This is a genomic window from Comamonas odontotermitis (genome assembly GCF_014207855.1).
Lineage (GTDB): Bacteria > Pseudomonadota > Gammaproteobacteria > Burkholderiales > Burkholderiaceae_C > Comamonas > Comamonas odontotermitis_A.
Genome location: NZ_JACHKZ010000010.1, coordinates 1 through 21,204, shown reverse-complemented (window position 1 = coordinate 21,204; position 21,204 = coordinate 1). Strand labels below are relative to the sequence as shown.

General features: G+C 60.9%; 27 protein-coding genes and 1 pseudogene. 18 read left to right on the top strand and 10 right to left on the bottom strand.

The window, feature by feature from the left end:
- Window positions 1-4: 4 nt before the first annotated feature.
- Window positions 5-1,342: an exodeoxyribonuclease VII large subunit gene (gene xseA, locus HNP33_RS09730; RefSeq protein ID WP_184707781.1), complete on the bottom strand. Its 1,338-nt coding sequence runs from the start codon at window positions 1,340-1,342 to the stop codon at window positions 5-7.
- A 615-nt stretch (window positions 1,343-1,957) separates the two neighbouring features.
- On the opposite strand from xseA, the gene HNP33_RS09725 reads away from it, so the two are divergent.
- From HNP33_RS09725 to HNP33_RS09685, 9 genes are all read left to right on the top strand, one after another.
- A complete protein-coding gene (locus tag HNP33_RS09725; protein WP_184707779.1) occupies window positions 1,958-2,578 on the top strand; it encodes a MotA/TolQ/ExbB proton channel family protein in 621 nt (206 codons plus the stop codon).
- Window positions 2,579-2,596: 18 nt separating this feature from the next.
- A complete protein-coding gene (locus HNP33_RS09720) occupies window positions 2,597-3,016 on the top strand; it encodes an ExbD/TolR family protein (protein WP_184707777.1) in 420 nt (139 codons plus the stop codon).
- A gap of 54 nt (window positions 3,017-3,070) precedes the next feature.
- The gene (gene lpxK / locus HNP33_RS09715; protein WP_184707775.1) at window positions 3,071-4,183 is read left to right on the top strand and encodes a tetraacyldisaccharide 4'-kinase; all 1,113 of its coding nucleotides are present in this window, start codon (window positions 3,071-3,073) and stop codon (window positions 4,181-4,183) included.
- An 8-nt stretch (window positions 4,184-4,191) separates the two neighbouring features.
- The gene (locus tag HNP33_RS09710; RefSeq protein ID WP_184707773.1) at window positions 4,192-4,404 is read left to right on the top strand and encodes a Trm112 family protein; all 213 of its coding nucleotides are present in this window, start codon (window positions 4,192-4,194) and stop codon (window positions 4,402-4,404) included.
- A 219-nt stretch (window positions 4,405-4,623) separates the two neighbouring features.
- Entirely contained in the window at window positions 4,624-5,061 is a 438-nt protein-coding gene (locus HNP33_RS09705; protein WP_184707771.1) for a hypothetical protein, read from the top strand.
- Complete coding sequence (locus tag HNP33_RS09700; protein ID WP_184707769.1) at window positions 5,058-5,291, top strand: hypothetical protein; 234 nt, start codon at window positions 5,058-5,060, stop codon at window positions 5,289-5,291. The genes HNP33_RS09705 and HNP33_RS09700 overlap by 4 nt, the downstream gene beginning before the upstream one ends.
- Window positions 5,292-5,392: 101 nt before the next feature.
- A complete protein-coding gene (gene kdsB / locus HNP33_RS09695) occupies window positions 5,393-6,193 on the top strand; it encodes a 3-deoxy-manno-octulosonate cytidylyltransferase (protein ID WP_184707767.1) in 801 nt (266 codons plus the stop codon).
- Window positions 6,194-6,444: 251 nt separating this feature from the next.
- Window positions 6,445-7,101 (top strand): adenylate kinase, encoded by a 657-nt coding sequence (gene adk / locus HNP33_RS09690; RefSeq protein WP_184707765.1) that lies wholly within the window; start codon window positions 6,445-6,447, stop codon window positions 7,099-7,101.
- 243 nt (window positions 7,102-7,344) lie between these two features.
- A complete protein-coding gene (locus tag HNP33_RS09685; protein ID WP_184707763.1) occupies window positions 7,345-7,587 on the top strand; it encodes a hypothetical protein in 243 nt (80 codons plus the stop codon).
- Window positions 7,588-7,676: 89 nt separating this feature from the next.
- Here the strand turns inward: HNP33_RS09685 and HNP33_RS09680 are convergent, their stop codons facing one another.
- Window positions 7,677-8,075, bottom strand: coding sequence for a VOC family protein (locus tag HNP33_RS09680; protein ID WP_184707761.1), 399 nt, complete (start codon window positions 8,073-8,075; stop codon window positions 7,677-7,679).
- Window positions 8,076-8,146: 71 nt separating this feature from the next.
- Window positions 8,147-9,148, bottom strand: a complete 1,002-nt coding sequence (locus tag HNP33_RS09675) for an asparaginase (RefSeq protein WP_233464465.1) — start codon at window positions 9,146-9,148, stop codon at window positions 8,147-8,149.
- A gap of 115 nt (window positions 9,149-9,263) precedes the next feature.
- Between HNP33_RS09675 and lexA the strand changes: the two genes are divergently transcribed.
- The gene (lexA, locus tag HNP33_RS09670) at window positions 9,264-9,992 is read left to right on the top strand and encodes a transcriptional repressor LexA (RefSeq protein WP_184707759.1); all 729 of its coding nucleotides are present in this window, start codon (window positions 9,264-9,266) and stop codon (window positions 9,990-9,992) included.
- 125 nt (window positions 9,993-10,117) lie between these two features.
- Window positions 10,118-10,648, top strand: a complete 531-nt coding sequence (locus HNP33_RS09665; RefSeq protein WP_184707757.1) for a hypothetical protein — start codon at window positions 10,118-10,120, stop codon at window positions 10,646-10,648.
- 317 nt (window positions 10,649-10,965) lie between these two features.
- Here HNP33_RS09665 and HNP33_RS09660 read toward each other — a convergent pair whose 3' ends face one another.
- A complete protein-coding gene (locus HNP33_RS09660) occupies window positions 10,966-11,760 on the bottom strand; it encodes a crotonase/enoyl-CoA hydratase family protein (RefSeq protein WP_184707755.1) in 795 nt (264 codons plus the stop codon).
- 235 nt (window positions 11,761-11,995) lie between these two features.
- Here HNP33_RS09660 and HNP33_RS09655 point away from each other — a divergent pair, with 235 nt between their 5' ends.
- On the top strand, window positions 11,996-12,979 hold the full coding sequence (locus HNP33_RS09655) for a Bug family tripartite tricarboxylate transporter substrate binding protein (RefSeq protein ID WP_418903834.1): 984 nt from the start codon (window positions 11,996-11,998) through the stop codon (window positions 12,977-12,979).
- Between the two features lie 39 nt (window positions 12,980-13,018).
- The gene (locus HNP33_RS09650; protein ID WP_184707751.1) at window positions 13,019-13,807 is read left to right on the top strand and encodes an enoyl-CoA hydratase/isomerase family protein; all 789 of its coding nucleotides are present in this window, start codon (window positions 13,019-13,021) and stop codon (window positions 13,805-13,807) included.
- Between the two features lie 95 nt (window positions 13,808-13,902).
- Here HNP33_RS09650 and HNP33_RS09645 read toward each other — a convergent pair whose 3' ends face one another.
- The gene (locus tag HNP33_RS09645; RefSeq protein WP_184707749.1) at window positions 13,903-14,328 is read right to left on the bottom strand and encodes a PaaI family thioesterase; all 426 of its coding nucleotides are present in this window, start codon (window positions 14,326-14,328) and stop codon (window positions 13,903-13,905) included.
- Window positions 14,329-14,455: 127 nt separating this feature from the next.
- On the opposite strand from HNP33_RS09645, the gene HNP33_RS09640 reads away from it, so the two are divergent.
- Window positions 14,456-14,953 carry a flavodoxin family protein gene (locus HNP33_RS09640; RefSeq protein ID WP_184707747.1) on the top strand — a complete coding sequence of 166 codons (498 nt, stop codon included), beginning with the start codon at window positions 14,456-14,458 and terminating at the stop codon, window positions 14,951-14,953.
- 70 nt (window positions 14,954-15,023) lie between these two features.
- Here the strand turns inward: HNP33_RS09640 and HNP33_RS09635 are convergent, their stop codons facing one another.
- Complete coding sequence (locus HNP33_RS09635) at window positions 15,024-15,896, bottom strand: hypothetical protein (RefSeq protein WP_184708077.1); 873 nt, start codon at window positions 15,894-15,896, stop codon at window positions 15,024-15,026.
- 463 nt (window positions 15,897-16,359) lie between these two features.
- On the opposite strand from HNP33_RS09635, the gene HNP33_RS09630 reads away from it, so the two are divergent.
- Window positions 16,360-16,830, top strand: coding sequence for a CopD family protein (locus HNP33_RS09630; RefSeq protein ID WP_184707745.1), 471 nt, complete (start codon window positions 16,360-16,362; stop codon window positions 16,828-16,830).
- A 116-nt stretch (window positions 16,831-16,946) separates the two neighbouring features.
- Window positions 16,947-17,096, top strand: a complete 150-nt coding sequence (locus HNP33_RS09625; protein ID WP_184707743.1) for a hypothetical protein — start codon at window positions 16,947-16,949, stop codon at window positions 17,094-17,096.
- A gap of 216 nt (window positions 17,097-17,312) precedes the next feature.
- On the opposite strand, the gene HNP33_RS09620 is transcribed toward HNP33_RS09625, so the two are convergent.
- The 3 genes from HNP33_RS09620 to HNP33_RS09610 all read right to left on the bottom strand — a co-directional run bounded on the left by HNP33_RS09620 (window position 17,313) and on the right by HNP33_RS09610 (window position 19,043).
- A complete protein-coding gene (locus HNP33_RS09620; protein WP_184707741.1) occupies window positions 17,313-17,672 on the bottom strand; it encodes a PRC-barrel domain-containing protein in 360 nt (119 codons plus the stop codon).
- A 268-nt stretch (window positions 17,673-17,940) separates the two neighbouring features.
- On the bottom strand, window positions 17,941-18,366 hold the full coding sequence (locus HNP33_RS09615; protein WP_233464464.1) for a nuclear transport factor 2 family protein: 426 nt from the start codon (window positions 18,364-18,366) through the stop codon (window positions 17,941-17,943).
- A gap of 44 nt (window positions 18,367-18,410) precedes the next feature.
- Entirely contained in the window at window positions 18,411-19,043 is a 633-nt protein-coding gene (locus HNP33_RS09610; protein WP_184707739.1) for a TetR/AcrR family transcriptional regulator, read from the bottom strand.
- 279 nt (window positions 19,044-19,322) lie between these two features.
- Between HNP33_RS09610 and HNP33_RS09605 the strand changes: the two genes are divergently transcribed.
- Window positions 19,323-19,982 carry a siderophore-interacting protein gene (locus tag HNP33_RS09605; protein ID WP_233464463.1) on the top strand — a complete coding sequence of 220 codons (660 nt, stop codon included), beginning with the start codon at window positions 19,323-19,325 and terminating at the stop codon, window positions 19,980-19,982.
- Window positions 19,983-20,016: 34 nt separating this feature from the next.
- Here the strand turns inward: HNP33_RS09605 and HNP33_RS09600 are convergent, their stop codons facing one another.
- A complete protein-coding gene (locus HNP33_RS09600) occupies window positions 20,017-20,802 on the bottom strand; it encodes an AraC family transcriptional regulator (protein WP_184707735.1) in 786 nt (261 codons plus the stop codon).
- Between the two features lie 106 nt (window positions 20,803-20,908).
- On the opposite strand from HNP33_RS09600, the pseudogene HNP33_RS09595 reads away from it, so the two are divergent.
- Window positions 20,909-21,133 (top strand): annotated as a pseudogene (locus tag HNP33_RS09595) (TSUP family transporter); the annotation flags it as partial.
- Between the last annotated feature and the right edge of the window lie 71 nt (window positions 21,134-21,204).

Sequence of the window (21,204 nt, the reverse complement as noted above, 5' to 3'; positions counted from 1 at the left end):
TGGCTCACACCAGCAGGCGCTGGGTGGCCACCACATCCACACTGCCATCGGCCAGTTCTGCATGCATCGCCTTGCCCGGTGTCGCCTGCGTTACTGAATGGATGACCTGGCCATCCATGCCCGTGAGCAACGCATAGCCGCGCGAGAGCACCTGCCGCGGGTTGAGCAACTCCAGCCGCGCCCCTAGCTGCTCAACGCGCTGCTGCTGCCGCTCCAGGCTGCGCGACACGCTCTTGGGGAAAGTGCTGGCCAGATGCTGCACGCGCTTGTCCTGCCCGTGCAGCTGGCTTTGCACCGCTGCCTGCAGGCGCTGTGCGCTGCGGTCCAGTCCTTGCTGCTGGCGGTGGACCAGGCCCGAGGGCCGGGCGATCTGGCGCGCCGCCATGTCCAGGCGTTGCAACTGGCGATCAATGTGCCGCTCCACCGCGTCATCCAGACGCTCCTGCACCAGGTCTAGTGCGCCCAGCCACACGTCCCGAGGCTGGCACACCAGCTCGGCGGCTGCCGTTGGCGTGGGGGCGCGCAGATCGGCGCAGAAATCGGCAATGGTGAAATCTGTCTCGTGCCCCACGCCGCTGATCAGTGGCACCGGGCTTTGCGCGATGGTGCGCGCCAGCTGCTCATCGTTGAAGGCCCACAGGTCTTCCAGCGAACCACCACCGCGCACGAGCAAGATGGCGTCAATGGCCGCCGCCGGAGCCTCATCCGTCAAACCCGCATCCAGCGCAATCTGCGCCTCCGCCAGCCGATACAGTTTTTGTAGCGCTTCAACCATCGATGGGGCTGCCTGCCCCCCTTGCACCAGGGCGGGCACCAGCACCACGGGCAATTGCGGCACACGGCGGCGCAAGGCGGTAACCACATCGTGCAGTGCAGCCGCACCCAGCGAGGTGACGATACCGATGCCGCGCGGCATCAGCGGCAACGGACGCTTGCGGGCAGCGTCAAACAGGCCTTCGGCATCCAGCTGCGCCTTGAGGCGCAAAAACTGCTCGAACAAAGCGCCCTGCCCGGCTCGGCGCATGTCCTCCACAATCAATTGCAGATCGCCACGCTGTTCATACACGCCGAGCTTTCCCACCACCTCCACCAGCTCGCCATCGCGTGGCGCAAAGCCAAGCGACTGCGCGGCGCGCTTGAACATGGCGCAGCGGATCTGGCCATTCACATCCTTGAGATTGAAGTAGCAGTGACCACTGGCCGCCCGCGAAAAGCCGCTCAGCTCCCCGCGCACCGCCACCGGATTGAAGCGCGCCGCCAGCGCGTCGCCCACGGCGCGGCACAGCGCGCCGACTTCCCACGTGCGCGGGGCGGCGGTGGCCGGAATGTCAAAGTTATCCATAAATTTGCCTCTAACGCCCCATCAACAAGCGCATTTTGCTATTCTTAACATAGCAAATCTATCCCAATCTGCACCCAATATCCTGCGGGATCGCCGGGCGCCGACGGCATGGCAGCTTGCGCTTTACAGGCGCCCATACCTGCTCATTGCCACCATCCACTCTAAAAAACAACATCGTGCAGCATTCTGACTGGTTTTGCCCGCAACTTTTGCAGAGCGAGAGGGTTGGGGCCTCCGCCCAAAGCAGGGAGCACCCAGTTCCGCACAGGAGGCAAGGCAGTAGTCCACAGCGGGCAAGGCGCCTCAGTACGTCATCCGATCGTCATACTCTGTAGCACAAAATATCGAATGCACGTACAAGATATTGATTTATAAATATTTTTATCAGCTTATTTTTTAAGCAATCTAAGAAAAACCCCGTGCTTTCAGCAATTTTTCTGGCTGATGACAGATTGCCCACAAAGTTATCCACACATTCTGTGGAAGACTCGACGCAACATGCCACCATTTCTTTCACCCTGTTGGCTGCAGGCCGCGCCCGACATGATTTTAGGCTGACAGCAGGCCACGTTGGGCCATAATGCATTGCTGAAAAAGAACGAGCGGAGAGAGATTTTGTTTTCCATTATTCAAGCCGCAGGCTGGCCGATCTGGCCTTTGATCGTCTGCTCCATCCTGGCCCTCGCACTGGTTGTTGAACGGTTTCTGGCACTGAAGACGGCCAAGGTCGCCCCCCCTAATCTGCTGCAAGAGGCGATTTCCGTCTCTGCCCACAACGTACCCAGCGCCGAAGTGGTGAACCAGCTGGGACAGAACTCTGCCCTGGGCGAGGTACTGGCCAGCGGTCTGCGTGCCATCAACAGCGAACCCCGCATCTCCGAAGCCGACCTGCGCGCCACCATGGAAAGCGCAGGCCGCCGGGTTGCCCAGAATCTCGAAAAATACCTTACAGCGATTGCCACCATTGCATCGGCCGCTCCTCTTTTAGGACTGCTGGGCACGGTCATCGGCATGATCGAAATCTTCGGCTCGCAAAGTGGCGGTGGCAACAACCCCACCTTGCTGGCCCACGGTATCTCGATTGCGCTGTACAACACCGCCTTTGGCTTGATTGTTGCGATTCCTGCGCTGATTTTCTGGCGCTATTTCCGCAGCCGCGTCGATGGCTACCTCCTCACCCTGGAGCTGTCGGCCGAACAGTTCCTGCGCCACCTGAACAAGCTGCGCCGCGGCTGATTACCTCAGGAGCCGCGCATGAACTTTCGCCCCCGCACCAAGGAAGAGCCGGAGATCAACCTGATCCCCTTCATCGACGTGCTGCTGGTGATCCTCATCTTTCTGATGCTGTCGACCACCTACAGCAAGTTCACCGAGCTGCAGCTCACCTTGCCCATCGCCAATGCCGAGCAGCTGCGCGACCGGCCCAAGGAAATCATCGTCGCCGTAGCCGCTGACGGCCGCTATGCCGTCAACAAGACGGCGCTGGAAGGCAAAACGGTTGCCGACATGGCAGCCGCTCTGCGCAGCGCCGCCACCGCCGGCAAGGACAGCGTGATCATCATCAGCGCCGATGCCATGGCACCGCACCAGTCCGTCGTCTCCGTGATGGAGGCCGCGCGCCGCGTGGGCCTGAACCAGGTCACCTTCGCTACCCAGTCAGCCGCAGGCAAATAATTGCTGCTGCAGGTCTCGGGCAACCGGGGCCTGCAGTGCTAGCATGCAGCCTGCATGACCGCCCCCCTGCCAAACGCCTCCCAGCCGTCCACCAGCCGCCCCCGCTCTGCCCGCATTACCGATGCCTGGCAGCACAAGGGATTGCTGGCACGCGCATTGCTGCCTCTTGCGTGGATCTACGCCGGCCTGGGCAGCCTGCGACGCAGCTTGTACCGGGCGGGTGTGCTTCAAAGCTGGCGCGCGCCCGTGCCGACCGTGGTGGTGGGCAATCTGATTGCGGGCGGCGCTGGCAAGACCCCTGTCACCATTCATCTAGTACAGGCTTTGCAAGCCAGGGGTTGGCGGCCTGCCGTCATATCGCGCGGCTATGGGCGCGCCACCTCGGGTAGCTCTGCTGCACTGGAAGTGACAAGGCACAGCGACCCGCGTGAGGTGGGCGATGAGCCCCTGCTGATTGCGCAGCGCACCAACGCCCCTGTGTTTGTGGCAAACAAACGTGCAAATGCAGCACAGGCAGCACTTTCGGCGCATAAAGATATCGATGTACTCATCTGCGACGATGGTCTGCAACATCTGGCTCTGGCGCGAGACCTGGAAATTGCCGTGTTCAACCGCCAGAACGTGGGCAATGGCTGGCAACTGCCGGCCGGCCCGCTGCGCGAACCCTGGCCGCGCCCGCTCGATATCGCCCTGTATGCGGGCGAGCCCCCCGTCAAGCTGGCCCGCTGCGGTGCCGCCGCCTGGCCCGTAGATCGCCAGCTGGCCGATTTCGCCATTGCGAAAGATGGCCGCCGCATCCCGCTGTCCAGTCTGCGCGGGCGCCGCATCCATGCAGTGGCCGCCATTGCCTACCCGCTGGAATTCTTTGCCATGCTGGAGGCAGCTGGATTGCCGCAGGCGCGCAGCAGTGCCTTGCCGGATCACGCAGACCTGGCCGATCCACAATTGCTGGCCCGGTTGGGATTGGTGGATTCGGGGGCACCTACAATGGAGACACCCGTGCTGCTATGCACCGAAAAGGATGCCCACAAGCTATGGCGCATTGCCCCCCAGGCTTTGGCTGTGCCACTGCAGGTGCAGATTGACCCGGCCTTTGCCTCGTATGTGCACTCCCGCCTGCATGCCCTGGTATCCGCGCCGCACACGCCCCAACCACAGAAAGATTGACTGCCGTTATGGACCCGAAACTGCTTGAACTGCTGGTGTGCCCCGTCACCAAAGGCCCCCTGCGTTACGACCGCGAGCGCCAGGAGCTGGTATCGCGCAGCGCCCGCCTTGCCTACCCGGTACGCGACGGCATTCCCGTGATGCTGGAGGTGGAAGCCCGTCCCCTGACCGACGATGAGATCGATGCCATCGCAACCCCAGCCTCCGGTGAAGGCGCCTGAGCTGCGGGATACCTATATTGGATACCTACCCAGGCAGCACGCCGCCAGGCTGCTCCCGGAGTGAGGGTATGGGCCTCACTACTTTCATAGGAAAAATAGCGGTCAGGTAAATCCCTAGTACACAGTTTTTTCCAGCTGGTCACAATTCGCTGACATTTTCGTGACACATCCAACCGTCTGTTACCAGCGGTATGGCTTTTTCATCGACAGCGAATTGCCATGCAAACCCTCATCCTGAAAAAGACCGACAAAGGCCTTGAGGCGCTACGGGCACGCGACCCCGTCCTGCCTCCGCGCATGCGTACCGCGTTCATCCTGTTCGATGGCAACAAAAGCGTCGAGCAAGTCATTGAGCTGCTCCCTGGCAACACGGGTCGCCTGCAACTGCTTGAAGACATCAAGCTGCTGATCCAGCAGGGCCTGCTGGAATTGCTGCGCCCAGCCCAGAGCGGCGAAATGGGCAGCTGGCTCTCCCATCCAACGCCTTCGCAGCCTGCAGCTACAGCGCCTGCGGCCACCGCCCCGGCTCCTGTGGCCTCTTTGGCAGACGAGCGCCAGCAAGCCGCGCGGCATGCCACTGCGCCCGTCCAGGCCAGCAAGCCGCGCGGCATGCCACTGCGCCCGTCCAGGTTAGTGATCCAACGGATCGCTATATGAAAGCCTATGCCATCGTCGGCCAGCTGGTGGGCGAGTTGGGCCTCAAGGGCTTTCGCTTGCAGCTGGCGGTGGAGAAAGCCCAGGGTTACGAAGGCTTGGTCGCCTTGTTGCCCCGCCTGCGCGAGGCCATCGATGCCAGGAAGCTGCGCGCCGTCGAAAAAATACTGCTCGCTCCCGATGCGGTGAGTGTGCCTGCCAGCAACGCGCCAACACCAGCCATCATTCCCTGACCTGGGAGCCATCGCCCCCCTCGCTACAATGGCTCTTCGCCTCTGGGTTGCATCCGTTGGGTGCAGCCCTTTTTGTTTCGCCCCTCTCCACCCGGCACACCATGGCAACCGTCCACAGCTCCGCGCCCTTCACTGTATTGATCCCCTCGCGCATGGCGTCATCGCGCCTGCCGGGTAAGCCCCTGGCTGATATCGGTGGCCTGCCCATGGTGGTTCGCGTGGCCCAACGTGCCCAGCAAAGCAATGCCCAGCGGGTGGTGGTGGCAGCCGATGATGCGCGCATTCTGGATGCCTGCAAACAACATGGCGTGCAAGCCGTACTCACCTCTGCAAACCACCCGAGCGGCAGCGACCGCCTTGCCGAAGCCTGTGAACGGCTCGGCCTGTCGGGGGACGATATCGTCGTCAATGTGCAAGGCGACGAGCCGCTGGTGGCCCCCGGCCTGATCGACGCCGTGGCACAGCTTTTGACCGACCGGCCAGAAGCCAGCATGGGCACTGTGGCGCACCCTGTGGCCAACCTGGAATCGCTGCTCAACCCGAACGTGGTCAAAGTGGTGCTCGATGCCAAAGGTCTGGCCGCCTACTTCAGCCGTGCACCCATTCCCTGGGGACGCGAGCACGTCAATGCAAGCTGGTGGAAGAACCCCAATGCCACCACCACAACCGGCTTCGCCCCCCTGCACCACATGGGCCTGTACAGCTACCGCGCCAGTTTTCTGCAGACCTTCCCCACGCTCGCGCAGGCACCTACCGAGCAGATCGAGGCACTGGAGCAGCTGCGGGCTCTCTGGCACGGCTACCGCATTGCCGTGCACATCACACAAAGCCACCCCGGCGCAGGCGTTGATACTCCCGAAGACCTGCTGCGCGTGCGCCAGATCTTCGCGTCGCAGGTATAACGGCACGCAGTCTGCCCACTGCGATATGAAGTGCTGAAATACCGACATGCAAGCGCCTCGTAAGCAAGGCGGTGCATGCTGAGAGCACGTTTCAAGGCAAGGTAATATTGCACATTCGGAGACACTACATTAGCTTGCATTTTGGTGACAATCCCCCGATGCGTGATATGCTCAAGCCCAGTTTTTTTGTGTAAAAGCGGGCTTGGCAGCCCGCTTTTGCCGTGCAAGTTTTCTAATTTCCAAGGACCGTCATGAAACTGATTCTGTTGGGAGCGCCCGGAGCCGGCAAAGGCACGCAAGCCGCGTTCATCTGCCAAAAATACGGTATTCCGCAAATCTCCACCGGCGACATGCTGCGTGCTGCTGTCAAGGCCGGCACCCCGCTGGGCCTGCAAGCCAAGGCGGTGATGGATGCAGGCCAACTGGTCAGCGACGAATTGATCATCAACCTGGTCAAGGATCGCATTGCCCATCCCGACTGCGCCAACGGCTTCCTGTTTGACGGCTTTCCCCGCACCATTCCCCAGGCGGACGCCATGAAGGCCGCCGGCGTCAAGCTCGATTACGTTCTGGAAATCGATGTACCGTTCGATGCCATCATCGAACGCATGAGCGGCCGCCGCAGCCATCCTGCATCGGGCCGCACCTACCACACCAAGTTCAACCCACCCAAGGTGGCAGGCAAGGACGACGTGACTGGCGAAGACCTGGTACAGCGCGAAGACGACAAGGAAGAAACCGTCAAGAAACGCCTCGACGTCTACAGCAACCAGACCCGCCCGCTGGTGGATTACTACAGCAACTGGGCTCGGCAGGATCCCGCCGCCGCCCCCAAATACCGCGCAATCAGCGGCCTGGGCAGCGTCGACGAAATTACCCAGCGCGCCATTGCCGCATTGGAAAACTGATTTCACACCGCAAACGATGCGAGCCTTGGCGCCTTAGGCTTTGAAACATCCAGCGCCCATACGGCAAGGCAAGCCACTATCTTTTTTGATAGTGGCTTTTTTATTGTCCTGCTTGATGGCAGCTACACAACGGTTCGGCGTTGGCGCCGCCCTTTTGCATCGCAATCTGTTTTAATAACCACGTTAAGTTTTGGCGGAAATGCTCCCTGCCCCATTCAATTCACATAACAAGGACCCAATGGCATGAAGTGGATCGTCACGGCCTTTTTGGCACTGGTGTTTGCAGTGCTCTCATTCAATGCCTTCATTGGCAACAAGCTCAGCACCCGCAGTGGCAATCGCATCATTGGCCTACTCTCCGAAATCTACGGATGGTTGATGACCACCATTGGAGGTATTCCGACGGGCATCCTTTTTGCAGTGTGCGCCGTGGGTATCGTCGTAGCAGCCGTACGCGATGGACGCCCCGCGGCTGAAGCTGAATAACCAGGCAAAACATTGCGCCTGAATCCCCCTGCTGCACATCACCGGGGTGGGTAACCCGCTCTGGCCTGAGCGCAGGCAAACGCGCTCCATCACATCTCGTATATCTCCAGCGGTAACCCATCCGGGTCGCTGAAAAAGAAGAACCGCTTGTCGGTGGCCTCGTCCCGGCGAATCTCTTCGCATTCCACGCCTTGCAGAACCAGGTAAGTGCGCGCGGCCTCCACCGCCTGCACGGCGATGGCGAGGTGGCGCAGGCCGCAGGCTTCGGGCCGAGACACGCGGGGCGGGGGTGATGGAAAAGAAAACAACTCCAGTTGCCCGCCGCCGGGTACAGCCAGATCCAGTTTCCAGGAATCGCGGGCGGTGCGGTATTCCTCGGCAAGCACGGTGCAGCCCAGAATATCGGTATAGAACGCCTTGGAGCGAGCATAGTCCGATGCAATCAAGGCAACGTGGTGTAGGCCGCAGGCTCCCAGTGGATTGCTCATATTTGGTGATTTCTGGCTTGCAAAGCGCAAGGCACAAACACCTACAGCTTCATTTTTCATAGCACTATCCATCAGTGCAGAACGCCCAGCAAGGCGAGTTGCAGGCTGATGCGCGCTTTGTAGGGATTGATCGCCACCGCAGCGTCTGCGCCCAATTGGGCCCGCGTCGGCAACCCTGCGCCGCTGATGGCACCGTCACTGCAGCGGCTGCTGCGCCACACGGCCACCCCTTGGCTGCGCGCCCGTGCCAGGGCCGGTTGTAACGCAGAGTGCACCGTACCGTCTCCCGTCGTAGCAACCACAAGGCCTTGCACCCCCTGGGCCACCAAGGCATCCACTGCAACGCCCCGCGCACCTGCATGGCTGGTGATGATTTCCACCCACGGCCAATCCTGGGGCGCAGGCAGACTTGCCATGACAAGAGTTGCCTGAGCAGGCGCGGGCATGCCACCGAGCACCTGTTCATCGCGCAGACGCACCCCATCCCCCCCCACCCAGCCGATGGCGCCTTGCTCCCCTGATGAGAAAGCCATCAGCCGATGCGGATGCACTTTTTGCAGCCACCGCGCGCTGTGCAATTCGCCGCCTCCGGTGACGGCAACCACCTCGGTCAGCAACGGCTCGCCCGAGGCGCTGCGCGCGGCAGCGGCGAAGACGGCGTCCTTGAGGTTTTGTGGCCCGTCGGGCATCAGCGCATTGGCCGGGCGCATGGCGCAGGTCAGCACCACAGGCTTGGGCAAGCGCCCCAGGCAACTGTGCAAAAACCAGGCGGTCTCCTCCAGCGTATCGGTACCGTGGGTGATGACGATGCCAGCGACCGTGTCGTCGCGCAGCGCCTTGTCGCATGCCTGCAACAGCGCCAACCACACCGATTCGTCCATGTCCTTGCTATCAATTTGCGCAATCTGCTGCGCATCCAGACTGCCTCCAGCAGCCTTTTCGATACCGGGGATCGCTGCCGCCAGGGCGCCCACCGACAGTTGAGCCGCCCGGTATTTACCCGGGCGCTCGGCGTCTTCTGCCATGCCTGCAATGGTACCGCCAGTGCCCAGGATCAAAATTTTTTGCTGCAAGGCTTGCCTCTCTGAAAAAACTGGTTAAAAATACAGGTACTGGATTGATGTACAGGTGTTTGAATGCACAGCCCATTGGCAGTGCGCTTGGCACCACAGATCACACGGAGATCTTATGCGAGACCAACCCAAACTGACCGCGCGCCAACAAGAAATTCTGGATCTGATCCAGACCGCCATCTCGCGCACCGGTGCTCCCCCTACCCGTGCCGAAATCGCCAGCAAACTGGGCTTCAAATCCGCCAACTCGGCAGAAGACCATTTGAAGGCCCTCGCCCGCAAAGGTGTGATTGAGCTGGTCAGTGGTACCTCGCGCGGCATCCGTCTCAACAACGACACGGTGCGCTCCATCAACGCAGCACGCGGCACGCGGTTTTCCTCGCCACTGGCAGGCCTCTCCACAGGGGTTGCCAGCATGGCCGCCAGCGTGGGCCGTATCGTGCAAGAACTTGCGCCGCTGTCGCTGCCCCTGATTGGCCGGGTTTCAGCCGGCTCGCCCATACTGGCGCAAGAGCATGTCGACCAGACCTACAGCGTGGAAGGCAGCCTGTTCCAGCAGCAACCCGATTACCTGCTCAAGGTACGGGGCATGTCCATGCGCGATGCGGGCATCATGGACGGCGACCTGCTGGCCGTCAAATCCACGCGTGAAGCGCGAAACGGCCAAATCATCGTGGCCCGCCTGGGAGACGATGTCACCGTCAAACGCCTGCAACGCACCAAGGATGGAATCGAGCTGCTGGCCGAAAACCCAGATTACCTGCCCATCGTCGTGCAGCCCGGCGAACCTTTCGAGATTGAAGGTATTGCCGTTGGCCTGATCCGCAACACGATGCTGATGTAAGCCAGCCTGTACCGCTAAAAATTCGACGCAGCTTCAGGTAGCGGGCGCCGGGGGAGCGATCTCACGGCCCTGGGGCCAGCGTCTGCTATGAGCAATCCTGCTGTTCTCATACACAAGGAGTTCCTATGCTCGTCGCTGCCGCACTGCGCGCCCTCGCGCCATTCTCTCTCGTTGCCGGCTCGCCCCTCTTCCACATGGTAAGCCGCACCATCACCAGCTTACCCGCCCGCCGCAGCCGCAAAGCCCACAGCGGGGCTGCCAATGACAGCCAGCATGGGGCCCAGGTGCACTGCTTTGCCGCTGCGTCATCGGCCTCAACTGCACAGCGCAGCACCAGCGGCCAACTGAGCCTGTTGGATGCGACCGATGAGAAGCCTGCCGATCCTGTTGAGCGCCCTATTGACCGCATTCGCCTGCCGCGCAAACCGGCCAGCCGCAGGCGCACCACCACGGCTGCAGCAACTGCAAGCCGTGCCTTTCTGTCAGTGCAGCGCTGCAGCGCGCAGGCGGCCAATGATGCATCCATCAAACGCTATTGGGCCAAACCCGGCAGCTTGCAGCGTGAGCGTGGCATGCGTTGGGCGATGACAGGCACCATGGCCGACATCTGCGCCGAGCTGGAGCGGCTTGAGCGCCTGGAGCACCAGCACTGCTGAGAGGCGTTGCACAGCACCCAGGAGCCTGCCAAACGCAGACCAACCGCGACACGAAAAGCCTGCCGGCGGAGTTGCGTTCGCTTGCGCTGCATGGCGTGCGGCCACCCCGCACATGAAGCCGGTTCCGCAATTGCTGCATAACCGGCTCTGCGGCCAGGCCACAAGCTCTGGCTGCACGCCGTTCAGTCGCTCTATACCCAAGAATGTAGACGGCAGCGCAGATGGCCCCACAGATGGCCGCATTGAGCGGCCATCTGTTTGCTATTCCTGCTTAATTTGCTGTGCCCGGTATTGCGTATTGCATTTGCCGGGCTGCTTCAGCCCTTGAAATCCGGTTTGCGCTTTTCCAGAAAGGCGCTGACCGCTTCGCGGTGATCCGCCGTCTGGTGGGCCAGCGCCTGGTAGGCGGCCGACAGCTCCAGAATGGATGCCAGGCTTTGGTGCATGCCCTCGCGCATGAGCTTTTTCGTCATGCGGGTGACTTGCGGCGGGTTGGCGGCAATTTCCTCCGCCAGCGCGCGGGCAGCGGGCATCAGTTCGTCATGCGGCACCACCTGCGACACCAATCCCCATTGCAGCGCAGTGGCAGCATCGATCATCCGGCCGGTCAGCGACAGCTCGGCAGCACGCGACATGCCGATCACACGCGGCAGCAGCCAGGCGCCGCCATCACCCGGAATGATGCCGACCTTCACAAAGCTCTCGGCAAACTTGGCCTTGTCCGACGCCACGCGCAGGTCGCACATGCAGGTCAGATCGAGGCCTGCACCGACGGCAGGGCCGTTCACGGCGGCAATCGTTGGCACTTCCAGGTTGAACAGCGCCAGTGGCAGGCGCTGGATTCCCTGGCGGTAGTCTTCGCGGATGCGCATGCCGTCCACGTCGCCAAACGACTGCTCCTGCATGGTCTTGATATCGCCGCCGGACGAGAACGCTGGGCCCTCGCCCGTCAGGATGACGGCGCGCACCGTGCTGTCGGCACGGATTTTCTCGATGGCGGCGAGAAACTCTTCGACTGCCGTGTTGCCGGTCAGCGGGTTGCGGCGCTCGGGTTGGCACATGGTCAGGGTGACCACATGGCCGGATTGTTCGTACTTCAAGAATGCGCTCATGGCTTGCTCCTCATGCATCGTTTGCCTGCAAGCATACGGGCAAAGCCCCTGTTGCAACGCATATCAGCTGAGAGCAATTTGATATTGGACGCGACTGACAAACCGGCCTAGTGTAGTCGCAGGTGCAGCAGCCACTGCGGCCTTCACCGCCAAAAGAGCAGGCCACTGCCAGCGCTACATCATGCATAGCAGACAGGAGACAAACATCGTGCCCAACAACCATTTTCGGAGCCGTTTGCGGCGCCATTTTCTGCACCGCGCTTTCTGCTTTGCGGCAGGCGCTGCCATTGCCGCAACGGCGCTGCACAGCCAGGCCGCCGATGCCCCGCTGCGCTGGGTGGTGCCCTACCCCGCTGGCGGCGCTGCCGACCAGATTGCCCGCATTGTGGCCCAGGACGTGGGGCAGGCCAGCGGCCAGGCTATCGTCATCGAAAACAAGGGTGGCGCCGCAGGCATGATTGCTGCAGAAACCGTACTGCGCGCCCCCGCCGATGGACAGACATTTTTCGTCGGATCGAACGCCCCACTCGTCATCAACAGTGCCATCTACGCCAAGATGAACTACGACCCCGCCAAGGATTTTGTGCCGGTAGCGGGCCTGGGCAAGGCGCCACTGCTGCTCGTCACCCGCAAGGATCTGGGCGTGCAGGACGCCAAGGGTTTGATCGCCAGGGCCCAGCAGGCGCAAAAAGAGGGCAAACCGCTCACCATGGGATCGGCCAGCAGCGGCAATATCACCCATCTGGCAGGCGAATTTGCCAGCGACCGCATGGGCTTCAAGGTGACGCATGTGCCATTTGCAGGCAGCGCCCCGGCCATCACCAGCATGATGGGCGGCAATGTGGACATCATGTTCGACGCACTGCCCTCTTCGATGCAACAGGCCATCAGTGGCCGCATTGTGCCGCTGGCGGTGCTGGACAACCAGCGGTTTCCGCAGATACCCCATGTACCGACGCTTGCCGAGCTGGGCTTTGCGGGTACCGAGGCAAGCGCGTGGTTCGGCCTGGTGGCGCGCCAGGGCACACCGCAGGCCGCCATTGATCGCATGAACCTGGCCGTCAACCAGTCGCTGGCCAAGCCCGATGTGCAGGACAAGCTGCGTCGCATAGGTGCCCAGCCGATTGCGGCAAGCGCCACAGAATGGGGCCAGTTCATTACTGCCGAGCGCGAACGGTGGATTCCTGTTGCCAAGCGCCTTGACATCAAGGCGGAATGAGTCTGCGCCGCGCAGTCGTTTTTCTCTCCAAGCCACGCCATGACATCTTTGATCCTCTCCATGCACGGCAGCACCGCCGTGCTGACCATGAACCGCCCCGAAGCCCGCAACGCGCTCGACCAGAGCATGCGCGAGGAATTCACCCGCCTCGTGCCTCAGATTCGTGACGACCGCGCCATCAAGGCTGTGGTACTGACTGGCGCGGGCGGCCATTTCTGCGCCGGTGGCGACATCAAGAGCATGCAGGCCACGGTAGCAGGCAAGCAGGACGTGTTTGACAGCCGCAACCGCATGCTGGGCCTGCACCGCTGGTTTGACGAGCTGCTTGACCTGGAAAAACCCGTTATCACCGCCGTGCAAGGCAGCGCCTTTGGCGCGGGCTTGTCGCTTGCCCTGGCAGGCGATTTTGTGCTGGCTGCGCCCAGCGCCAAGTTCTGCTGCGTGTTTGCCAAGATCGGTTTCGTGCCGGACCTGGGTGCCATGCACCTTCTGCCACGCCTGGTGGGCTTGCAGACCGCCAAGGAACTGGCCTTCACCGCCCGTGTGGTGGGAGCCGAAGAGGCACGGCAGTTGGGTATGGCGTACCGGCTGACGAGCGAGGATGTGCTGGCCGATGCCATCGCCTTTGCCGAGCGCTTTGCCAATGCGCCGACCGAAGCCATTGGCTACACCAAGCGCGTGATGAACCATTCCTTTGAAAGTCAGCGCGCCGAGGTTTTCCAGCAGGAGGCCCTTGCCCAGACGCTGTGCCGCGAAAGCGCCTTTCACCAGGAGGCCATCCAGCGCTTTGTGAACAAGCAGCCGGCGCTGTACCAGTGGCAGGACTGAGCAACACTTGAACTGCACCAGTCACTATCAAAAAAATAGCTTCTGGCACTTTAAAGATAAGCGCCATAAGCGCCAGCAGCTATCTTTAGCTTCAATCAGTATTTGACATTGACGATGGTTGCCTGCATCAAGGCCACCACCTTGGGGGCAGCGTCGATGTCTGCGGTGTAGGCGAGCAGTTCGCCCGTGCACACGGTCAGCAGCTTGCCTGCGTTCTGCACCTTGCCCACCGCCACAAAGCGCTCACCAATGGCTGGTCGCAGCAGGTTGATCTTGAATTCGGCAGTGACCACGTCATACCCCGCAGGCGCCTTGGTAAGCGCGGCATAACCCACCGCACTGTCAACCACACTGGTCACCGCGCCAGCATGCAAAAATCCGTGCTGCTGCGACAGGGCCTTGCTATAAGGCAGCGCAATCTGCACTTCGCCGTCAACCACCTGCCGCAGGCTGGCACCCATGGTGTGCATGAGCCCCTGGGCGTGAAAACTGGCGGCAACGCGGTCAAACAATTCGCTCATGGCTGTCGAATCCGAAGGAGTGAGAGGCCCAATCTACCATGCGCTACCGACTATGCCGTAGTGCGCCGTCTTGTACATGACATGGCACTGCCAAGACCGCCTCCCGCTTTGCCGCTATGCTTGCGCCATGGTTGCCCCGCAATTGCTCATCGTCTACCACACCCTCACCCAGGGCACGCTCCAGATGGCGCAGGCCGCGCGCGATGGCGCGCTGGCAGAAGGCGGTGTGGATGTACGCCTGCTGCATGCACAGGCCACCCAGCCCTCCGATGTGTTGGCTGCCAACGCCTATGTGTTTGCCACGCCGGAGAATCTGGCTGCGATGAGCGGCATGATGAAGGACTTTTTTGACCGCTGTTACTACCCGGTGCTCGATCGTATCAATGGCCGTGCCTATGCAAGCCTGGTGTGTGCGGGCAGCGATGGCCATGGCGCGGCGCGCCAGATCGAGCGCATCGCCACAGGCTGGCGGCTCAAGCCGGTGGCTGAGCCGCTGATCATCTGTACCCATGCACAGACGCCCGAGGCCATCCTGGCCACCAAGCGCATTCCCGATACCGATCTGCAGCACTGCCGCGAACTTGGCGCCGCGCTGGCGGCGGGGCTGGGGCTGGGCGTTTTCTGATCTGGTTTCTATATTTTCAATAGCAACTTGCGCGCACCAACCCAGCGCTACAGACCTCTATCATTCAGAATTACAGCAGACTGGGGCCGATCCAGCACCCGCTGCGCAGGCGCTTGGGCGGGCTTGCTGCGCACACCTGGCCGCTCACCTCCCAGCTGTCTTCCTGCACATTGAGGCCTGCAAACACCCCGTAGCCTTCGCCCGCGCAGATGGCATCACCTGCAGCCAGGCTTTCCCCCGCTTTGATGGCCCCGCTGGCGTGGATGTGCTCACCCGCACGAATGCCCCAGCCTGCATCGATATGCGATACGCCTTCGATCGCGCCGCCCACCGCGATCCCGTGTCCCGCACGCAGGGGGCCCGCTCCGGTCAGGTGCCCGCCAACGCGCAGGTTTTTCTCGCAGTGCAAGCTGTCATTTGCAATCACATCCTGCCCCACCACAGCGGAGCCGCGCACGCTGATCGCGCCTTGCGCAACCAGGTCCCAAGCCACCCGCAGATCGCCGCCAACGGTCACACCCTGCTGCACATCTACACCCCAGTCGGTGCGCAGGTGGCCACCGCAATGCAGCCTGCCACCCGCAAAAATGCTGGCGCCCGCGCGGATGTCCTCCCCCACGACGAGATCGCCGCCGCTGCGCACTCCACCACCAGCCTGCAAGGAGCGGCCCACATGCACCACACCATCTACTTCCACGCCAGCGCGTACCTGTACGCTGCCCGCAAACACGACGGCATCGGCTTCCAAGCGATCCAGCTCAAGCACGGCATTGGTAGGGCCAAAGTTGTTCAGCAACCATAGCGCATCGTCCACACGGCCAGCGGCCACCAGGGTGTCCAGCGCCTTCTGATAACTCACGCCATCTTCGATGTTGCGCACGAACCAGCGAAAACCCATTGCACAAGGGCTTTTGGAGCGCAGAAACTGCTTGGTAAATTCCATGGATTGGTCCATGACGGTCTTCCCATTCCGTGTGACGGCACGCAGTGCGTGGCCACGGGCTTGTTCCATGGCTGGGCGCCGGGCAGGTGCGCAGCCGCGATCGCGCTGGGTAGAAGCCCGGCGATACTGCGTTTGCGCAAATGAATGTGGGGGGTTATCGCCGGGCGAGGGAATGTGCGACGGGCTTGTAATTCATCCCGCGCAGCACGGCGCCTCCAGGCAGGGCAACTGGCGCGTGCGAGCAGTGCGTGGAGGCAGAAGACAACATGCGGCGCATGGTAGCAGCCAGCCACAGCGCCAGCAAATGCCCGCCGCCATGTCGCACGATGCAGCGTGGTCTTTGGCCTGTGTTTTTTCTTCAAAAGCGCAAGGCAGCTTTCATGACCAGAAGGCGAACAACTGACCAGGCAAGGCAGGTACGATACAGCCAAGCGCCCTCCTCCAACTATTCTTTACCCGCCCCATGCTCTACATCACTCTCAAAACGGTTCACCTGCTCTCCGTCATTGTCTGGCTGGGCGGCATGGCGTTCGCCCACTTCTTCCTTCGCCCTGCCGCTGCGCAACTGCAGCCGCCCGAACGTCTGCCCCTGATGCGCGATGTGCTGCAGCGTTTTTTTGCCGCCGTGCTGGTGGCTGTCGTGCTGATTCTGGCAAGCGGCCTGGGCATGATCGGCCTGGTTCACCAGATGGCCGCACAGGCAGGCGCCAAGGCGCCCATGCCGGTATCGTGGATCGTGATGGCGGTGCTGGGGATCGTAATGATGGCGGTGTTCGGTCATATCCGATTTGCGCTGTTCAAACGGCTTGATGCCGCCGTAGGCGCCAAGGACTGGCAGGCTGGCGCCAAGGCCATGGCCCAGATCCGCAAATGGGTGGCATTGAACCTGGCCCTGGGCACCGTGATTGTGGTGACTTTACGACTACCGTTCTGAGCCTTTTCATAGGCTGTAGGTGCAGTCCCAGCCCAGCTTGAGGCAAATACTGATGGGCAAGCTATTCCTGATAGGTAACAGTAAGCATTACAGCCCATTCCCCCTCAGGAGGCCATATGACACCGATGCTCACCATGCCAAGCCGCCCCTTGGTTGCCAAGCCGGGCCAAAAGAGTTTGCGCTACACCAACAAGGACAACACCGACATTCGCAAGACCTTCGAGAAGGCTCGACGGGTGCTGGCGCAGCAACACAGCAAGCATTGAAGGCACCCATACCCGCAGTCCTGAGCGCAGACTGCTTTTGCATCCGCATCAGTCCATCGCCGCGCCACTATGCGCGGCGATGTTTTTTATGCCCAACATTGATCTGGCCTGCATCAATTGCTATCAAAATAAAGTGAAATCGCAAGCGTGCATCGCATACAAGAAAGCCACCCGAGGGTGGCTTTTGGCATATCAGACCGGGCGGATAGCGTCAGATCAATAGATCCAGGGTACGCCGTAGTAATCGTGCACCTTGCGGCCGTATTCGTCCGAGTAATCCTGTGTGGTGTCGCGCCCATAGCGGGGGGCGCCTTCGAGCTGCTCGCGCGTCAAGGTCACGACATATCCACCCAGGTCGGTGTCGTACTTCAGTGTTTCCCAGGGCAATGGGTAAACATCGGTGCCCATGCCGAGAAAACCACCAAACTCCATGACGGCGTAACGAACCTTGCCCGAGAGCTTGTCGAGTACCAGGGATTCAATGGAGCCCAGTTTTTCTCCATTGGGATTGAACACGTTTGTGCCATGAACCTTGTCCGAAGAAATGACGCTGGATGCGCTGTGAATGGTATCCATGGTGTCCTCCTGTGTAAGAAGCGTTGAACAAAAGACAAAGCCATTGCACGCCTTTTGACCAGTGCATAGCTGCTACATCTGGCCTCTTCATGCGGCCATTGCTTTGTCCTGGTACCCATGCTACGTGCCCACAAACGCTTGCAGGGTAGTCGTCGTCGTGGCCCACGGGTAGGACATGCCGCGCAGCGGTCAAGCCTTGCTACAGATACACACGTTCCCAAACAAAATCAGGAGACTGGAAACAAGACGGGCGGGCGCGCAGTTCCCTTCATGCACGAGACAGATAGGTTTCCTTCCAGAGAGATACTTTGTCCTTTGCATCGAAATGCATGAGCAGCATGGCGATGAAATCTTCCCTGCGCCCATCGGTATGGGCGATCTGCACAGCCATATCCAACACCACGCCATCGTCATCCGCCACGGTGTGGATGACCCGGTATTCGATACCCGCCATGGTCGCCCTCATTCCGTTGAGAAACTCCAGGTAGTTGGCGACGTCTGCACGGTAGTGTCGGCCATTGGGCTCAACAATGAAATCTTCTCCAAAGCACTGCCTGACCTGCGTTTCGGTCAACAAAGCATCGTGCCGGAGATGCGCCCTGTTCCAGTCCAGAACAGCATGCGCCAGCTGGATGTTTCGCTCCCTTTTTGTACCCATACCCAAAATCGTATTGATGGATCCGTTGCTTGCCAAGCCGAAAATGACCGCAGGCGCACCTGCTCCATGCGGGCCGCGCGCTACCGCGAATCGGGCTGTTGGCCACCATGGAGGTAGCCGGTCAGCATGTCGATGATAGCCTGCTCGGTTTTCTCGATCGGGTGCGGAGTGCCCGGAGGGATGATGGCGGCATGAATCAATGATTCCATGCTTTGCAGAACAACCCAGGCGGCCAGGCTCAAATCCTGGGGCACCAAGCCATCCCGGTGCGCTTCCAGCAACTGGTGAACGCGCGCGTAAATGCTTTGGTCTGCAGGGCTTTGGTCAGGCGGGGCATCAAAGAACGGAAACTCTTTCTCCAGCACCCTGTGCAGCTCAGGCGCGATCTGGTGAGCCGCCATCCATGCACGCACGATGGCGGCCAATTGCGCCCGTAGCCCCTGCGAAGGCATTCCGGCAAGAACCGCCTCCATGGCTGCATGCATTTCTGTGGCGTGCCGCTCATGCAGTGCCGAGATCAGCGAATCCTTGTTGGGAAAGTACTGGTACACCGAACCCACGCTGACGCCCGCGCGTTCTGCCACCAGATTGGTGTTGGTGCCTGCGTATCCGCGCTCGCTCAGAACATGAGCCGTTGCTTCAAGAATCGAGTCCACCAACGCACGAGAGCGGCTTTGGCGCGGGATACGGCGGGGCTGGGGCAAGTCGGGCATGGGCTTATCCAAACGCGAGTTTTCAATATGAGCTATCACTCATATTATTTCAAATATCGAGCAAATGCTCATATTTGGAGTAATCGATGCCTTTTCGCATCCATGTCACACCCGCGGCGGCCGTTGCTGTTGTACACGTTGCCGCACATCGCCCCACTGGCACGGCTTTTCTGCGGGCCCGCATGATCACCGAAGCATGCCATGCTTGAGGCCGCGCCAAAGCCCCAAACGAGAAGAGCCGCTGCAATCGTGCAGGCAGTCCATTCCGTTACACCCCATATGCGTCGAATCACCATAGGTGGCGACGAGGTAGCAGAGTTTCTGGATGCCGAGGGAATCAGCGACCCGGCAGCCTGGGTCAAGGTCTTTCTACCTTCTGGCGAAGGTCGTGCCTATACGGTGCGAAGCATTGACCACAAAGCGGGAACCTTGGATCTGGATTTCGTTCTGCATGGCGCGAATGCCGATTCCGGCCCCGCCTCTGCCTGGGCATCCCAAGCTGCGGTTGGCGAGCAACTGGCAATTGCAGGGCCACGCAGCGGAGGCTTTTTTCTGCCTGGCGATGCAAGCTGGGTAATGCTGGCGGGCGACGCTACAGCCTTGCCCGGTATCCAGAGCATTGCAAGCAGCTTGCCCGCAGGTATCAATGCCAAGGTTTATATCGAGGTACTCTCCACCGAAGACCAACAGCCTGTTGAAAGCCCCGCCAGGCTGCGCATCCAATGGATCAATGCACAGGCCAAGCACGGCCTCGGCTTGTGTCAGTCGCTGTTGCACCGCCCCTTGCCAACGGGGCCGGGCTACATCTGGATAGCGGGAGAGTCTACCGCCATCCGAAGGCTAAAGCAGCACTACCTTCAGGAGCGGGACATTCCGCGCCGCTGCCTCAGCGCCAAGGGGTATTGGAAGGCTGGAGAGGCCGATCATCGGGATGCCTAAGCGCAGCACCACAACCGACCAGCAGCCGACAAGCTCATGGAGTGGCACCGGATGACGCCATCCGGATAAAGTCGCTCGGCACCCGCCCAAGCCGCTTGCGGAACATGGTGGAAAACGCACTGGGGCTGTCGTAGCCAAGATCAAGCGCCACCTGTGTGACCGACTCTCCGGAAGACAGCCTGGGCAATGCAGCCAGCAGACAGGCTTGCTGCCTCCAGGCTCCAAAGCTCATGCCCGTCTGCAGCCTGAACAATCGGGTGAAGGTGCGCAAGCTCTTGTGCAGTTGCTCTGCCCATTCCTGGGGCGCTGCCTGGATGTGAGGCGATTTGAGAAAGGCCTTGCACAGCCGTGCAAGTGCCTGATCCTGCGGAATCGGTGCGAACAACGGCATCGTCTGCGCCATGCGCACCTCATGCAAAAGCAATAGCGCCAGCGCGCCATCTCGCCCTTGCTCGTCATACAGCGCAGGCATGCCCAGCGAAGCCAATAGCAACTGGTGCAGCAGTGGGGTGATCACCAGCACCTCGCAATGCGCCGCTTCCCGCGGTGCGGCGCCGGGCTCGATATAAAGGCTGCGCGTGCTGACGCCTTGCATGCGCACCCGGTGGCGTTTGCCCGCCGGAATCCACACACCGCTGTACGGTGGGATGACCCAAGCGCCGTCGTCGGTTTCCACCTCCATCAACCCCATCATCCCATACAGCACCTGCGCGCGGCGATGGGTATGGGTGTCCAGCAGTGTGCCAGGCGGATAGTCGGTACCAATGGCCAGCAACGGCCGTGCCACTGCGTCCACCGAATCAAGCGAGATGTTGTGCATCAGAAAGGTTTGGCTGAAACGAAAGGATTATTGGCCATCCTTCGAATGCTAGCCAAAGACTGCTCCTCTATCGTGAGGTTTTACAACATCACGACGACTTCTTTCCATGTATTTTCTGCTGCTGTTTTTTGGGCTGCTCGCGGGCACAACCACCGTATTGTTTGGCTTCGGAGGCGGCTTTGTGGTCGTTCCCGTTCTGTACTCCACGCTCTTGGCAGTCTACGGCGCCGATAGCGAAATCGGACACGCCGCCATGCATATTGCCGTCGCCACCTCGACCTGCGTGATGATTTTCGGAGCCGCAATGGCGGCTTTGTTGCACAAATCCGGGCCGCAGCGGTAGTAGGCTCGGATGATGAGTGAGACGAACTGGGGTCGGCGCAAGTACCGCACCACAAACTG